The organism is Actinotignum sp. UMB0459, assembly GCF_051905915.1.
Taxonomy (GTDB): domain Bacteria; phylum Actinomycetota; class Actinomycetes; order Actinomycetales; family Actinomycetaceae; genus Actinotignum; species Actinotignum sanguinis.
The window spans coordinates 152,102-167,777 of sequence record NZ_JBQAIK010000008.1; the positions used below are offsets into that span (position 1 = coordinate 152,102).

A 15,676-nucleotide genomic window follows, 5' to 3' on the forward strand; every position below is an offset into this window, starting at 1 on the left:
CGAGGGTTTTTTGCGCATGTCACTATTCATTTATCACGATTACTATTCGACCACAGTAGTGTAATGCTTCGCTAAATCCTCGGGTTTCAGCGCTATGAACTGGGAGAATAAGAATCCCAAGCCGTGCCCCTAGTGGAAAATTATGCATCTTTCCCGTAGTTACAGGTCCGTAAAGTAAGACGTAACACAGATTTACTCAGGCCGAAACGTTCGCCATGGGGAACTCATTGAAGCACGCTAGACCGGCACGCACCAAAGGCGCTGCGCCCGCAACCGGGGACGGGCGATCCCCGTAGCGCGACCGGTTATCCCAGCAGCACGATGTCATTGGCATGCACCACCGGCTTTTTGCCGCGTGCCCCGGTACTACCCACCAGCTCAATAAGTTCTTCCACGCTGTAAGCGCTCAAACCCCGGGCGATAACTTCTCCGTGCCCATCGCACAGTTCCACGATATCCCCGGCCGCGAAGCGGCCCGAAACGCCGATGACTCCCACCGGGAGTAAAGATGCATGATTGCTCGTGACCGCCGCGACCGCACCGTCGTCCAAGGTCACCCGACCGCGGGCGCGTGCCGCGAATTCCATCCAGCGCCCGCGCGCGGACACATGCCGCTTGCTCGGCACGAACCAGGTTCCCACATTCTCCCCGGCCACGGCCCGCTGCACATTATCCACGTGGGTAAGAATCACACCGACGCCGCCCGAGGTGGCCAATTCAGCCGCCGCCACTTTAGTGCGCATACCCCCGGTTCCCACGGCGGAGCCACGCCCGGTAATCCGCAGTCCCGCCAGGTCTTCCTCGCTGGCCACCTCAGCAATGCGGGTGGCGCCCGCTTCACTGGGGGGCTTGGTATATAGGCCGTCCACGTCGGTGAGTAAAATAAGGGTGCCGGCACCCACAAGGTGAGCGGTGAGCGCGGCCAACCGGTCATTATCACCGAAGCGCAATTCGTCAGTGGCAACGGCGTCGTTTTCATTAACAATCGGAACCACCCGCAAACGCAAAAGCGTACGCATCGCCGTAAGCGCATTGGCGTAGTGGCGCCGGTTCGTGACATCAGAGGCGGTGAGGAGCACCTGGCCCACGCTAATGCCATGCGCTTCAAAGCGTTCCTCGTACGCAGCCATGAGGCGGGACTGGCCCACCATGGCCGCGGCCTGCTTTTCCCGCAGGGAACGCGGACGGCCCAGCTTGAGCGGCCCGATACCGGCCGCCACCGCGCCGGAGGATACCAGCACCACATCCACCCCGCGGGCGTGCACGTCCGCAATGGTGTTGACAAGAAGATCGAGGGTTTCCTGGTGCAGGGCACCGTCCGGCCCCGTCAAGGAGGAGGATCCCACTTTAATGACTATTCGACGGGAGTTCTCAAGGCAGTCACGCCGGGTCAGCGAGGTGGATGAGGTACCGGACACGAGTCACTCTTTCTTATCTGATGGTTCGGGACACCGCAGGATAGTTTAGTCCCCTTCCGGGGTCCCTGCCTGCGGATCCGTCCATATGCCGGCCTCCCGTTCGGAACGCAATTCCTGCCGGGCTTCCTCTTTGGCATCCATGCGCTCGTAAAAATCGGCGCGCTTTTCGCGGCGGGTGGGGCGCGAGCGCTCGGCTTCCACCCGGATATCGCGCCCGCGCGGCCCGTAAATTTCAGCGACGGCGGCAACGGTTGGTTCCCAATCGAAAACGAAACCGGTCTGCGGCGGGCCAATGACCACCATATCGCCTGGCACCGCACCCAAACGAGCCAGCTCGTCCTCGATGCCCAGCCGGTGAAGCCGCTCCCCCAGGTACCCGACCGCCTCATCATTGGCGAAGTCCGTTTGCCCCACCCAGCGTTCGGGCTGGCGCCCGCGCACATTCCAGAACTCCTGCATGCCGTCGCGCCGCTTGACGATAGTGAAACGATCATCGCGTTCCCGCGTCAGATGTAGCACCGGGCGCACCGGTTCAGCAACCTCGCGATTCGCCTTTTCTTCGCGCACCACCCGGGCCAGGTAGAAGGAGAGCTCACGCAGCCCTTCGTGGCTGGCGGTGGAGACAGAAAAAACATCGAGGCCGCGGTCGCGCAACTCCGGGGTCACAAATTCGGCAAGTTCCCGCGCATCCGGGACATCAATTTTATTGAGAATCACCACGCGGGGGCGTTCGGTGAGAGGAAGCTGGCCTTCGGTGGGCGGGATATTGGCCGCGTAGCGGGCCAGTTCGTATTCGAGGGTATCCAGGTCCGTGAGCGGATCCCGCCCCGGCTCTAGCGTGGCGCAGTCGATGACGTGCGCAATAACAGCGCAGCGCTCAATATGACGTAAAAACTCCAGCCCGAGCCCGCGCCCTTCCGAAGCCCCGGGAATGAGGCCGGGAACATCGGCAATGGTGTAGCGCTCCTCGCCAGCGGTCACCACACCGAGGTTCGGAACAAGAGTGGTGAACGGATAATCGGCAATTTTCGGGCGAGCAGCGGACATAGCCGCGATGAGAGAGGATTTCCCGGCGGAGGGGAAGCCCACCAGGGCAACATCAGCCACCGATTTCAATTCGAGAACAACATCGAGTTCTTCGCCGGCTTCCCCGAGTAGAGCGAAACCGGGTGCCTTGCGGCGCGGAGAAGCGAGGGCCGCATTTCCGAGTCCGCCTACTCCCCCGCGTGCTACCTCGAAAGAATCCCCGGGGCTCACGAGATCCGCAAGCACGTCGCCCTCGCTGTTTTTCACGACCGTCCCCGCCGGAACCTTGAGCACCAGATCCGCGCCGTTCTTGCCCCGCTGGTTATCACCGGCTCCGGGCTGGCCGTTTTCCGCGCTACGGTGCGGGGTGTGGTGGTAGTCCATGAGGGTAGATTCTTGGGAATCCACCTCAAAAATGATGGAACCCCCATGGCCGCCATTGGCGCCGTCGGGCCCCCCGAGAGGCTTGTACTTTTCCCGACGCACCGAAACGCATCCATTTCCACCGTTGCCGGCGCGCAAGTGCAAGGTCACCTTATCGACGAACGAGGCCACGTATGCCCTCCCCTTTTTCTGTAGTGCTGACGCGTCACCGCGGCGGCTTAACCGCCGCGAGTAGATGGACGTCTGCGTAGCCGGTACTCGCGCACCGAGCCCGCGTTAACGAATGACGGGGTGGAGGTTCAATCCCCCACCCCTCATCATAGGTGCGTGCGGCGCTCGGGCCGCTCCGCCTTAAGCCTGGGTCACGACGTCGACAACCTTGCGGTCGCGACGGGTACCGAACTGGACCGTTCCGGCTGCGGTAGCGAACAGGGTATCATCCTTGCCGCGCCCGACGTTATTACCCGGATGGAACTTCGTGCCACGCTGGCGAACGAGAATTTCACCGGCGGATACTACCTGACCGCCGTACCGCTTCACCCCGAGGCGCTGGGCATTGGAGTCGCGCCCGTTGCGCGAGGAAGAGGCGCCCTTCTTATGTGCCATCTGTCTACCTTCTTACTATCTCAAAACTAGCTGCTGACGCGGCAGATCCTATTGGATGCCGGTGACCTTGAGGCGGGTCAGGGGCTGACGATGCCCCTGGCGCTTCCGGTAACCCGTCTTGTTCTTGAACTTGATGATGGAGATCTTCGGTCCCTTTTCATCGCGCACAATTTCCGCGGTAACCTTCGCCGAAATGCCATCGGCAGCCGTGGTGATCTTATCCCCGTCAACGAGCATGATGGGTTCGAGTTCGACGGTATCGCCGACTTCACCTTCCATCCTGTCAACAACCACGACGGTTCCGACAGAAACCTTTTCCTGACGGCCCCCGGCCTTGACGATCGCGTACACCACGTTTGCTCCTGTTGATTACGGCTACTTTTCGCGCTGGACAGCGCACTTAAACGACTGAGTGCCTAAGCACCGACCATCTACTTTACTGTGTCGACCCGCTTTCTTACAAGTGAGACAGCGCATGAGACCGGCCGTGTCGCTATGGGATGCGCCACGTACCTCCCGGTTGTAGCGCTGTGCCCGCTCCGAACTACCCTTGGGAATTGGCCGGGAAACTCAGAACCCCCGCCCCGTTTCCGGTGGAAATGGGACCCGATGAGACCACGGCGCGCCGCTTGGTGCCCCCGCTGGTTCCGTTAGCTGCCTCACGCGATCCGGTATGGATAGCGGACGACGGCGACACCGTCTTTGCGTGGGAACTAGCAGAAACGGCCGTGTGCGTCGGGCTCACCACGCCGGAGGAAACCACCATGCCAGTCTTCCGCGCGGTGCCTGTGCCCGCGGTGCTACTTCCGGCGCGTACGGTGCCCGTGGCTGCGGCCGCGGCGCGTTCCTGCCCCGCGGTAGTACCCTTCGTGTCCTTCGTTCCGGTGCCCGAAGTATCTGCGGCCGCCGGTGCGGTTCGCGAGCTACGACGACGCCGGGTAGCCGGCTTTTCCGACTTCTCCTGCTTATCACCCTTCGCGGCTTTCGCGACTTTCGCGGGCTTGTCCAGTTTTTCAGATTTCGCCGGTTTCGGGGTTTCCGCGGGCTTCTCAACCGTTTCCAGCTTCGGGGCCTCTGAATCCTGGGGCTTATCTTTATCCTGGCCATCCTTCTGCTGGGAGTCGGCATGGCCCGCAGCGGCGATGGAATTCATCATTTGAACAGCCGCCTCGCGCTGCGGCGCCGAAGCCTCCCGCCGATTCTTACGCTTGCGGGGCGCGTGGGATTCTTCGTTTTCCTCTACCGGGTGGTCGTGAATGATGTAGCCGCGCCCTTCGCAGGCTTCACAGACGGTCGAGAATGCCTCCACGAGTCCCTGCCCCACGCGCTTACGGGTCATCTGCACCAGACCGAGGGAGGTTACTTCCGCTACCTGGTGGCGGGTGCGATCCCGCCCCAAACACTCGATAAGCCTGCGCAGCACAAGGTCACGGTTGGATTCCAGGACCATATCGATAAAGTCGATAACCACGATCCCGCCGATATCGCGCAGCCGCAATTGCCGCACGATTTCTTCGGCCGCTTCCAGATTATTACGGGTCACCGTTTCTTCGAGCGAGCCGCCCGATCCGGTGAATTTCCCGGTATTGACGTCCACCACCGTCATGGCTTCGGTACGGTCAATAACGAGAGTACCCCCCGAGGGTAGCCACACCTTGCGATCAAAAGCCTTGGCGAGCTGTTCTTCCACGCGGTAGGCCTCGAAGATATCGCGCGAATCATCCCAGCGGCTCACCCGGTCCATCAGTTCGGGAGATAGTTCTTCCACGTAAGTGGAGATCGTCTCCCAGGCATCATCACCCTGCACGCGCAGAGAGTCGAAATCTTCGTTAAAGATATCGCGCACCACTCGTACAGCCAGTTCCGGTTCGCTCTTGAGGACCTGCGGCGCAGTTTTCGCGACCTTGGCCTTGCGCTGGATTTCCTTCCAGCTCTTGGTCAGGCGCTCCACGTCATTCTTGAGTTGCTCCGCGGTAGCACCTTCGGCGGCGGTGCGCACAATAACGCCATGATCTTCCGGCACAATTTCTTTAAGAAGCTTCTTGAGGCGCGAACGTTCCGAATCGGGAAGCTTACGCGAAATGCCGGTCATATCCCCGCCGGGAACAAGGACCAGGTGGCGCCCGGCGAGGGTGACCTGGCTGGTGAGCCGCGCACCCTTATGGCCAATAGGATCCTTGGTGACCTGCACCAGCACCGTATCCCCGGACTTGAGCGCCTGCTCAATCCGGCGATTCTTTCCCGTAACCCCGGCAGCCTTCCAATCCACTTCCCCGGCGTACAGGACCGCGTTGCGCCCCTTACCGATATCCACAAAAGCGGCTTCCATCGAGGGCAGCACATTTTGCACCCGCCCTAGGTACACATTGCCGACCATGGAAATCTGAGTATGGCGCGCCACGTAGTGTTCCACGAGTACATCATCTTCGAGCACCGCGATCTGGTTGAGACCGTCACGTTCACGCACGATCATGTCGCGCTTCACCGACTCGCGCCGAGCCAGGTATTCCACTTCCGTAATGGAGCCGCGCCGGCGTGCCGATCCCTCGCGATTCTCGCGGCGCCGAGCCCGCTTGGCAGCCAAGCGAGTGGAGCCCTTGGGCGCTGCCACTTCATCGTCGGACGAAAGGCTACGACGGCGCCTCCGGGTGGGCGCTACCGAAGTTTCATCCGTTTCCGCGTGGTCGCTTTCTTCAGGGGCGGCGTCGTCGTTCTGGGAACCTCGCGGCGCGCGAGCGGAAGAATCATGCTCGCCGCGTTCGCGCCGCCGGGTGCGCCGGGAGGAACTATCGCCAGAATCGGAATCTGCGCCGCTGGAGGAATCGTCATCAACGAGGTAGGTGACCCGGATAGCATTGGCGGCGTCGGGTTCCTGGAAGAGTGGAATATCCGTATTAATACGGAAGCGTGGAATTTCCACCGCCTCTTCTTCAGGTACCGGAATGAAAAACGGACTCGCCGCAGCCGCACTCACGGTGCCGTGCTCCGACGCGGTGGCTTCTTTCGCCATTCGTCTACACTTCCCGACAGGCGCGCACCCCGTATCCCGTGCGGACCTATCACCATTGCGGCCGACGCCGCGCAAGCATATTCACGTTCGAGGGCATATCCGGCGCTCATCATCTGCCGGCCAGGTTCTTCACAGCCTCGAACCACCGGGGCGATACGGTAGCGCCCGGTACACTGATACCGATTCTACATGAGGAGTACTGGACTGGCGCCGGGAGGTTCCCGAAATCTCCGCAACGCCGAGCGCCTGCCGGGGCCTGCAATCACCACCACACAGACCCGCCCGGGACTTTCGTCCCTATTTTTTGAGAGGTGTCGCTAACCTGTGTGCCAGATGGCACATGAGCGCCGGGCCGGACAAAAGTCCCTCGTGTTCGATACCTCTTATTGCCGCGCGGATGAGTAGGATCGAGGGTGAAAAATTTGATCGCGCTGCTACGGGACCACCGCGGCGATCCACGCGCGATCACACGTGTTACACATCGGAAAGGTGAAAAGGTGGATCCGATCACCCTTGCGCGATGGCAGTTCGGTATTACAACCGTCTACCACTGGCTTCAGGTGCCCCTGACCATTGGTCTGTCTGTCATCGTGGCGTATATGCAAACTAAGGCCCGCAAAACGGGCGATCCGAAGTGGCAGCGGATCACCGATTTCTTCGGCAAGATCCTGCTCATCAACTTCGCGCTCGGCGTTGCCACCGGTATCGTGCAGGAATTCCAGTTCGGTTTGAACTGGTCGGAGTACTCGCGTTTCGTCGGTGACATCTTCGGTGCCCCGCTCGCTTTCGAGGCCCTCCTGGCGTTCTTCCTGGAGTCCACGTTCCTCGGATTGTGGATCTTCGGCAAGGGCCGTCTCTCCCCCAAGATGCACAACCTGACCATCTGGCTCTTCTCCATGGGTACCGTGATTTCCGCGGCGTGGATTTTGGCGGCCAACTCCTTCATGCAAGATCCGCACGGCGCGGTCTTCAACCCGGAAACCGGGCGCGCGGAGCTGGACGGCATGGCAGGCTTCCTTGGTCTCTTCGCCAATACCACCTGGGTGCTCACCTTCCTCCACACCTTAGGCGCTGCGTTTACGCTGGCCGGCGTACTGGTGGCCGGCTTCGCTTTCTGGTGGATGGCACGCTCTATTCGCCTCTCCGGCAACGAAGTCGAAGCGCGCGAATACTGGAAACCCACCGCTAAGCTCGGCCTCAAGGTCACCCTGGTCGCCGCGATTATTGCCGCCCTGTCCGGTCACTACATGGGTCAGCACCTCGGCGTCATCCAGCCCCCCAAGGCCGCGGCCATGATGGGCGTGTGCCAGGGCGAAGAAAACGCCAAGCTTTCCCTTGTTATGTGGGGTAATAGCTGCGAGGATGCTACCTCGATCTACGTTCCGATTCCCGGCCTGGAATCCTTCATGATGACCAACCACTGGTCCGGTCCTGATTCGCGCCTGGAATCCATTAGCGAAGCCAATGAGCGCGTGCGTGACCGCATCCACCAGATGGAGAACGTCAACGCGGAGCTCGTGGAGAAGTTCGATACCGCTTTCGAAAACCAGCAGGTCACTCCGAACGTTCTGGCCTCCTACTACTCCTTCCGCGTCATGGTGGGAGTGGGGATGCTGGATCTCCTCATCGCGGTCCTCGGACTGTGGGTGCTGCGCGGGGATCGCATTATGCGCTCGGAACGCTGGGGCAAGTTCTGGCTGTGGATGATCCCGCTGCAATTCGTGGCGAATTCCGCGGGCTGGATCCTCACCGAAATCGGGCGCCAGCCGTGGATCGTTTACCCGACTCAAATTGATGGCGTCCTACTCATGACGGACCTGGGTGTTTCCCATTCCGTCAACGGTGGCAGCGTCGCCTTCTCCCTGACCATCTTCACGGTGCTCTACTCGGCACTCGGCGTGGTGTGGATCTGGCTTCTGGGCCGCTACCTGCGCGAGGGTATCAATACCCACAAGAAGGTCGTCGAATACGATGCGAAATCTACCCCGAATTTCGTTTACTAGGAGGACCTCATGGAACAAACATTTTTGATGACTCTGTGGTTCATCCTCGTAGCGGTCCTGTGGATTGGTTTCCTGGCCCTGGAGGGCTTCGGCTACGGCGTTGGGATGTTCCTCAAAACCTTTGCGCGTAACGAACGCGAACGTCGCGCCATGATCAATTCGATCGGCCCCCACTGGGACGGCAACGAAGTGTGGCTGCTCACCGCGGGTGGTGCTACTTTCGCGGCGTTCCCAGAATGGTACGCCACCATGTTCTCGGGCATGTACATCGCCCTCGTCCTCGTGCTCGTCTGCCTTATTATCCGCATCTGCGCCCTCGAATGGCGCAAGATGATCCGCACCGAGCGCTGGCGTAATACCTGGGACACCCTGCACTGCATCGTGTCGTGGATCGTATCGATCCTCTTCGGGGTGGCTTTCGCCAACCTCGTGGCCGGGATGAAAATCGAGGTGGGCAACTACTCCTCCGGTGAGTTCGTGGCCGTGGCGCCCGATGCGGTGACGTGGGAAGCCCTCGCGGATAACCACCATTACCTGACCGGCGGGTTCTTCTCGCTGCTCACGCCTTTCACCGTCCTGGGCGGGTTGGTCACCCTCTCGCTCTTCTTCAGCCACGGCGCGCTGTGGCTCTCGATTAAGACGGCCGGTGAACTCCAGCTGCGTTCCATTAACTTGGCGAAGCGCACCACCGTGATCTCCACCGCGATTACCGCGGTTTGGGCTCTGTGGGCCTACTTCGTGTACAGCTCGCAAGTCCTGGCGATTATCCCGCTGGCTATCTGCGCGGTGCTCCTTATCGCCACCGTGGCAGCCACGTGGGCTAACCGGGAGATTCTCGCCTTCGGGCTGCACTTCGCGGCCATTGCCGCGGCGGTGTCCACCATCTTTGCGATGATGGTTCCCTATGTCATGAAATCGTCGATCAACGAGGCTTACTCCCTCACGATCGCGCAAGCCTCGGCCACCGCGCCAACGCAAACCATCATGACCATCGCGGCACTTATTTTCGTTCCGATCGTCCTCGGTTACACGGTGTGGGCATACTCCGTGTTCCGCAAGCGCATTGACGCCGGGCAAATTCCCGAGGAACCCGTGGGATTGGAACCGAAGAAGATCCGCGAGTTCGAGATTCGCTAAGTAGCACGTGAGATCAGGAGGCCGCGCGCACGCACCGTGCGCGCGGCCTCCCTCATACGGCAGCCTCCCATCCGCACTCTCGGATCCTGGGGCCCTGAAGTATGACGTGACTCCACTACGGGGTGGTGGTACGCGGTTAAACGCGGTGCTCCCGTGTCATACTCAGGGACGGGCTACCATGACAGCAGTGTGCAAGGAGAAGAATGAAGCCCGTTGATTCTCGACTTATGAAATTTGCGCCCACGGCGCGTCGCTACGTTGCCTTGCTCGGTGGTGTTGGTTTTCTGGAAACAGCCCTCGTGCTAGCGCAATGTTTCTTTATTGCCGCCTCCGTTGCGCCGGTCGCAGACGGCGATCTCACCTTCCGTGACATCGGCTGGCCGGTATTCGGGGTCGCAGCGGCCTTTACTGCCCGCAGCATTCTTATCTATATTCGCGAGTCCTACGGCCACCGCGCCGCGCTGCGCACCATCGCTAATCTGCGCGCCCGGGTGCTACGCCGGGCCGGCGACCTGGGTGATCGCTGGCTCGCCGCAGGGAACACCTCCACCACGGTCACCCTGGTCACCTCCGGGCTGGATGACTTGGAACCCTATTTCGTCAAATTCCTCCCCCAGCTCATTCTCACCTGCACCGTCACCCCTTTCGCCCTCGTTGTTATCCTGTTCCTTGATTGGGTGAGTGCTATCGCCATCGTGGCCTGTATCCCGCTCATCCCTATTTTCATGATCCTTATCGGGCGGATGACCCAGGCATTCTCCAATGAGCGGCTCGCCTCCATGCAGCGCCTGGGCCAGCAGCTCCTCGACCTTTTGGGCGGTCTGAGCACCCTCAAAGCACTCGGGCGCGAAGAAGGGCCGGCCCGCCGCGTCAAGCACCTCGGGGATGACTACGCCAAGAAAACACTCCAAACCCTGTACATCGCTTTCCTCTCCGGCGCGGTGCTGGAATTCCTCGCCACGCTATCCACCGCCCTCGTCGCGGTCGAGGTGGGCCTGCGCATGGTGGCCGGAAATGTCTCCCTTTTCACCGGCTTGACGATTATTATGCTGACCCCGGAAGTGTTCAAACCCCTGCGGGAAGTGGGCACCCAATTCCATGCCTCCTCCAACGGAGTGGCCGCCTCCGCCCAGGTCTTTGACCTACTTGAGCAGCCCCTCCCGGTGGAAGACGGCACGGTTGAGTGCCCTGATCTAGCCAGCTCCCCTATCGTGATCCGCGATCTCTCGGTTCTTGCGCCGGGCCGCGATACCATCGCGCCCGCGCAGCTGAACGCGGAGATTCTTCCCGGGCGCGTCACGGCATTGCGGGGGGCTTCCGGTTCCGGAAAAACGACGACGGCGAATGTGCTCCTCCGCTTCATTACCCCCGATAGCGGAACCGTGCATATCAGCACCACCCCGCTCGAAAATATCCGCCAAGAAAGCTTGTGGAAGCAGGTGTCCTGGGTTTCCCAACGCCCGGTGATCGTGCCGGGAACCGTGGCGGAAAATATTGGGGTTGCCCCGGGCCCAGCCCTGGAACGGGCCGCGGCCCTCGCCGGTTTTGACGAAGTCATCGCAGAACTTCCCGAAGGCTGGAATACCTTTATCGGTCAGGGCGGCGTGGGCCTCTCCGTGGGTCAGCGGCAGCGCCTTGCCCTCACTCGCGCCCTGGTTTCCGAGCGCCCCCTCGTGCTCCTCGACGAGCCTTCCGCGCACCTGGATGCGCGCAGCGAACGGCGCGTCGTCGAATCCGTTGCGCATCTACGGGCGCAGGGACGCACCGTTATCGTTATCGCGCACCGCACCGCGCTCCTCGACCTTGCCGATGCGGTTATTGATGTCGTATCGACGACGGCGCAGCCAGCTGCCACATCTTCCGGCACCGCGCGGTCGGTCCCGGAACCCGCCGCCACTCCATCGGCGCCCGCGCCTTCCGTCCCCGCGCCCGCCAACTCCCAGACAACCGAGGTGACCAAGTGAGTACTTTCCCTCAAGATGAACGCCGTGCTCTCCTCCGTGCCTTGCGCCTCCTGCGCGTGGATAAGGGCGGATTCTGGGGTTCCGTTGCGGCGGGTGCTGCCGGACTGAGCAGTTCGGTGGCCCTGGCAGCTGTCTCCGCCTGGCTTATTACCCGGGCTTCCCAAATGCCGCCGGTCCTCGCCCTCGGCGTGGCCACCACCTCGGTGCGTTTCTTCGGGGTGTCCAAAGCACTGCTGCGCTACGTCAATCGAATTTTCTCGCACCGGGTCACCCTCTACGGAATGTCTAATTTGCGTACCGCCGTCTACGCGACGCTGGCTGATTCCCCTACCGACGTAGTGACCTCGGTGCGCCGCGGTGACTTGCTCGCCCGCACCGGACGCGATGTCGATTCGGTCGGTGACGTCGTCGTTAAAGCGGTCCAGCCCGGAGCTGTTGCCGGTATTGTCTGCCTCGTCTCCTGCCTCATCGTGGGGATTCTATGCCCACCCATCGGCCTGCTGCTGGCCGGCTGCCTCCTTATTTCCGGGATTCTTGCGCCCTATCTGGCCATGCGCGGGGGGCGTATCGCCGAAGAAGCGCAGGTGCGTGACGAAACCGAGATTTCCGCAACCGCGCTGACCATGCTTGATTCGGCCGCCGAGCTGCGGGTAGCCGGGCGAGTGGACGCCATGGAAGAGGTGCAGGAAGCCACCGAACAGCGGATCTTCCGGCACCGTGATGCCGCGGCCCGCCCCCAGGCCCTCGCTATCGCCCTGGATACCCTTGCTATGGGTATCGCCGTGGTGGGTGCGATTCTTATCGGGAGCCGGGCCCTGGATGCCGGCACGCTTTCCGCCACCGCGCTGGCGGTCTGCGTCCTCACCCCGCTCGCCGCTTTCGAAGCCACTCAAGGGCTGGGAGAGGCAGCCATCCAACTGGTACGTTCCGCCAAGGCTGCCCAGCGTATCCTCGAGCTCCTCGACCGCGCCCAGCGCAGTGAGGAACCGGAAGCCCCGGCACCGCGGCACGAGCGTGGCTTGCATGCTACCGACCTCATTATTGGGTGGCCGGGTGGGCCGGACGTGGCCGGGCCTTTTGAGCTGCACGTAGAACGCGGCTCCTCCGTTGCCATCGTGGGACATTCGGGGATTGGGAAATCCACCCTGCTTTATACCCTGGCGGGAATGCTGCGCCCGCATGCCGGCTCGGTCCGCCTGGACGGACACGAAGTCTCCACCCTGGATCGGCGCACCGTCTCCCGCACCCTCACCCTCACGGCGGAAGACGCCCACGTTTTTGAAACCACCGTGCTAGAGAACCTGCGGGTGGCGCGCCCCTCGGTCACCGAAAGAGAGGCCGTGGAACTGCTGGTACGCGCGGGCCTGGGCACCTGGCTCACCCAGCTCCCGCGCGGGGTTCATACTCTGCTGGGAGAAGATGCCGCCACGATCTCGGGTGGAGAACGACGGCGCCTGCTCCTTGCCCGGGCGCTAGCCTCCGATGCGGAATTCCTACTCTTGGATGAACCCGGCGAGCACCTCGACCCGGAAACCGCCGATGAGCTTATCCGCGATTTGCTTCGGGCCGGTAAGAATAGCGCCGATCCGCGTACTATTATCTTGGTGACGCACCGGCTCACGCCCCTTGATGCCGCCGACGAGGTTATTGTGATAACCCGTGCCGACGGTGGTATCGCCCACGTGAGCGCGCGCGGCACCCACGAGGAGCTCACCGAAAGGCTCGCCTCGTACGCATGGGCGGCGAAACAGGAATAAGGATGCTGGATACCACAACGGTTATTTTCAATGCGCTCGCGTTGACCGCGCGCCTGGATCGCACCCAGGTGCTCGAAAATTTGGCCGGCGCCGGATTGAAATTAACCGGGGCGTCTAGCGCCGCCGTTCTCATGTTCAATTCGGCGGAAAAGGTGACAAGCATCGTCACCCTGGGCCAGCCACTCCCCGCAGCTGCCAGCCTCACCCCCACCAGCCTGGATCGTGATCTTGAATCCCTGGGCACCGAAGATACCATCATGTGGGATCGTGCCGAGGCAGTCAGTGCCGTGCATGATGCAAGCGGCATCACCCCGGAACCTGCCGCGGGAAGCACTCCCCTGACCGCTGCCAGCCACCGGGATGGACTCTACGGCCCGGGTATCACAAATTTCCTCACCTCACGCCTCATGACCGGGAATCGGGTGCTCGCCCGAGTCATCTTCTTCAATAAACCCGGATCTTTCAGCGAAGCAGATATCAACCTCATCGCGCTTTTGGCGCGCGCCGCTACCATCGCCGTCGAAAATGCACGCCTGTACGAGGAATCGAATTCCCGTGCGCAATGGCTCTCCGCCTCGCGGCGCATCACTATTGCGCTGCTGCAAGGAAGCGATGAAGAGGAAGCGCTCCAGCTCATCGCCACCGAAATGCGGCGGGTTGCGGATGCCGATTTGGCCCTTATTATTCTCCCCTCGGTGGCTGATACCTGGGCCTGTGAATTTGTGGCGGGCGAGGTCGGGCAGGACCTGGTGGGCACCACGTTCGGGCGGGATTCCCGGGCGCGGGCGGTGGCCCAAAGCGGGCTCGGCCGCATTATTGATACAAGCACCGCGCCACCTTCCCCCAATAATCCACTCGGCCGTTTCGGCCCGCTTCTTTACGCGCCGATGGCCGGCGGGGATACCGCGCGCGGCGTTATCATTCTGGCTCGGGTGCGCGGGCGAGCAGAATTCGACATGGTCGATTTGACGATGGCGGAAAGCGTGGCGAATCAAGCAGCCCTCGCTCTGGAGCTGGCCGACGCGCGCTACGTACAAGCCCAATCTGCGCAGCTGGAAGAACGCTCCCGTATTTCGCGCGATCTGCACGATTTCGCGATCCAGCAGCTCTTCGCTTCCGGGATGCGCCTGTCCGCGCTGCGTGATGATCTGGCAACCGAGGATGCGGTGGCCGATAACGTGCTCGACACCCTCGATAACGCCATCGAATCTATTGACGAATCCGTGGCGCAGATCCGCCAGATTATTTACTCGCTGCGCGGCCCCGATACCTCGGTTCCGGTGGTTTCACGCCTGCGCCGTGAAGTTAGTTCCGTGACGGCGCAGCTCGGTTTCACCCCGAGCCTACGTATTAGCGTGCGGGGCGAAGATATTGATAGCGGTACCCACACCGAAATTGATGACGCTATCGGCTCTGATATTAGCGACGATGTTATCGCCGTGGTACGCGAATGCCTCTCCAATGCGGTGCGCCACGCCCACGCCCATACCATCACCGTCACGGTTACCGTTACCGAGCGCGATATTAGCGTGGAAGTTGCCGATGATGGCGTGGGCATTGGTGAATTGAGCCGGCGGTCAGGCCTTTCTAATCTTGCGGCTCGGGCCCGGCGCCACCACGGTACTTTCTCCATTGCACCGGGCAGTCAGAGCGGTACGGTGGTGCGCTGGCGGGCCCTCATCGACGGCTAGGCAGGTACCTGACTCATCGGGTAAAAAGGTGTGCCTACTGGTTGCGCCACCCGGTGGCGCGCTGGCCGGCCACCCACGCGGCAACCTGGGTGCGCCGCTGCAGGCCCATCTTGGACAGCAGCGAAGTGATGTGGTTCTTCACCGTCTTTTCCGCAACCCCGAGCTGCTCACCGATTTCCCGATTGGACAGCCCATCCCCGATCAACTCAAGAACATTGCGTTCCGAGGGGGTGAGATCCGCGGTGGGATCATCGTGATCAGCGCGCCGCCGTGAGACCGTGCGCTCATCAAGAAGAACACGCCCTTCGGCCACGGCCTTGATATTGTCCGAAATTTCCGCCCCGCGCACCGACTTCAAGAGGTAAGCTTTCGCGCCGGCATTGAGGGATTCGGAAAGGGCGTCGTCGTCATCAAAGGAGGTGAGGACGATGCACTTGGTATCCGGGCTGACCTCCTGGAACTGATTAATAATATCGATTCCGGTGCCGTCCGGAAGCCGCAGGTCTACCAGCGCAACATCAGGGAGCACCAGACCGCCGCGCCGCACCGCTTCTTCTACGCATCCGGCTTCGGCAACCACCTCGAGGCCCTCAGAACGGTCAACCACCTCAATGATTCCCCGCCGTACCACTTCATGATCATCAATAATCATGACGCGAATATTTTGTGCCACGCGCCGG

The 15,676-nt window shown here is 61.5% G+C and carries 11 protein-coding genes; 5 read left to right on the forward strand and 6 right to left on the reverse strand.

What is annotated here, in order from left to right:
* Window positions 1-305 precede the first annotated feature (305 nt).
* The 5 genes from proB to ACTFPK_RS02445 all read right to left on the reverse strand — a co-directional run bounded on the left by proB (window position 306) and on the right by ACTFPK_RS02445 (window position 6,444).
* Window positions 306-1,418, reverse strand: coding sequence for a glutamate 5-kinase (proB, locus tag ACTFPK_RS02425; protein WP_439910992.1), 1,113 nt, complete (start codon window positions 1,416-1,418; stop codon window positions 306-308).
* A 45-nt stretch (window positions 1,419-1,463) separates the two neighbouring features.
* Window positions 1,464-2,999, reverse strand: coding sequence for a GTPase ObgE (obgE, locus tag ACTFPK_RS02430; RefSeq protein ID WP_016442900.1), 1,536 nt, complete (start codon window positions 2,997-2,999; stop codon window positions 1,464-1,466).
* A gap of 180 nt (window positions 3,000-3,179) precedes the next feature.
* On the reverse strand, window positions 3,180-3,434 hold the full coding sequence (gene rpmA, locus ACTFPK_RS02435) for a 50S ribosomal protein L27 (RefSeq protein WP_016442901.1): 255 nt from the start codon (window positions 3,432-3,434) through the stop codon (window positions 3,180-3,182).
* A gap of 48 nt (window positions 3,435-3,482) precedes the next feature.
* Window positions 3,483-3,788, reverse strand: coding sequence for a 50S ribosomal protein L21 (gene rplU, locus ACTFPK_RS02440; protein ID WP_016442902.1), 306 nt, complete (start codon window positions 3,786-3,788; stop codon window positions 3,483-3,485).
* A gap of 190 nt (window positions 3,789-3,978) precedes the next feature.
* Window positions 3,979-6,444 (reverse strand): Rne/Rng family ribonuclease, encoded by a 2,466-nt coding sequence (locus ACTFPK_RS02445; protein WP_274733772.1) that lies wholly within the window; start codon window positions 6,442-6,444, stop codon window positions 3,979-3,981.
* A gap of 497 nt (window positions 6,445-6,941) precedes the next feature.
* Here ACTFPK_RS02445 and ACTFPK_RS02450 point away from each other — a divergent pair, with 497 nt between their 5' ends.
* From ACTFPK_RS02450 to ACTFPK_RS02470, 5 genes are all read left to right on the forward strand, one after another.
* Window positions 6,942-8,447 (forward strand): cytochrome ubiquinol oxidase subunit I, encoded by a 1,506-nt coding sequence (locus ACTFPK_RS02450; protein WP_039899041.1) that lies wholly within the window; start codon window positions 6,942-6,944, stop codon window positions 8,445-8,447.
* 9 nt (window positions 8,448-8,456) lie between these two features.
* On the forward strand, window positions 8,457-9,584 hold the full coding sequence (cydB, locus tag ACTFPK_RS02455) for a cytochrome d ubiquinol oxidase subunit II (RefSeq protein WP_016442905.1): 1,128 nt from the start codon (window positions 8,457-8,459) through the stop codon (window positions 9,582-9,584).
* Between the two features lie 203 nt (window positions 9,585-9,787).
* On the forward strand, window positions 9,788-11,548 hold the full coding sequence (gene cydD / locus ACTFPK_RS02460) for a thiol reductant ABC exporter subunit CydD (RefSeq protein ID WP_016442906.1): 1,761 nt from the start codon (window positions 9,788-9,790) through the stop codon (window positions 11,546-11,548).
* Complete coding sequence (cydC, locus tag ACTFPK_RS02465; protein WP_016442907.1) at window positions 11,545-13,305, forward strand: thiol reductant ABC exporter subunit CydC; 1,761 nt, start codon at window positions 11,545-11,547, stop codon at window positions 13,303-13,305. Before cydD ends, cydC begins: the two co-directional genes overlap by 4 nt.
* 2 nt (window positions 13,306-13,307) lie before the next feature.
* Window positions 13,308-14,996 carry a GAF domain-containing sensor histidine kinase gene (locus tag ACTFPK_RS02470; RefSeq protein WP_274733777.1) on the forward strand — a complete coding sequence of 563 codons (1,689 nt, stop codon included), beginning with the start codon at window positions 13,308-13,310 and terminating at the stop codon, window positions 14,994-14,996.
* Between the two features lie 34 nt (window positions 14,997-15,030).
* Here ACTFPK_RS02470 and ACTFPK_RS02475 read toward each other — a convergent pair whose 3' ends face one another.
* Window positions 15,031-15,648 (reverse strand): response regulator, encoded by a 618-nt coding sequence (locus ACTFPK_RS02475; RefSeq protein WP_039899046.1) that lies wholly within the window; start codon window positions 15,646-15,648, stop codon window positions 15,031-15,033.
* Window positions 15,649-15,676 lie beyond the last annotated feature (28 nt).

Excerpts from the sequence above, each read along its gene's own strand:
- ACTFPK_RS02475 (WP_039899046.1), bottom strand. The coding sequence starts at position 15,648 with ATGATTATTGATGATCATGAAGTGGTACGGCGGGGAATCATTGAGGTG.
- ACTFPK_RS02470 (WP_274733777.1), top strand. The coding sequence starts at position 13,308 with ATGCTGGATACCACAACGGTTATTTTCAATGCGCTCGCGTTGACCGCG.
- rpmA (WP_016442901.1), bottom strand. The coding sequence starts at position 3,434 with ATGGCACATAAGAAGGGCGCCTCTTCCTCGCGCAACGGGCGCGACTCC.
- ACTFPK_RS02445 (WP_274733772.1), bottom strand. The coding sequence starts at position 6,444 with ATGGCGAAAGAAGCCACCGCGTCGGAGCACGGCACCGTGAGTGCGGCT.
- cydB (WP_016442905.1), top strand. The coding sequence starts at position 8,457 with ATGGAACAAACATTTTTGATGACTCTGTGGTTCATCCTCGTAGCGGTC.
- cydD (WP_016442906.1), top strand. The coding sequence starts at position 9,788 with ATGAAGCCCGTTGATTCTCGACTTATGAAATTTGCGCCCACGGCGCGT.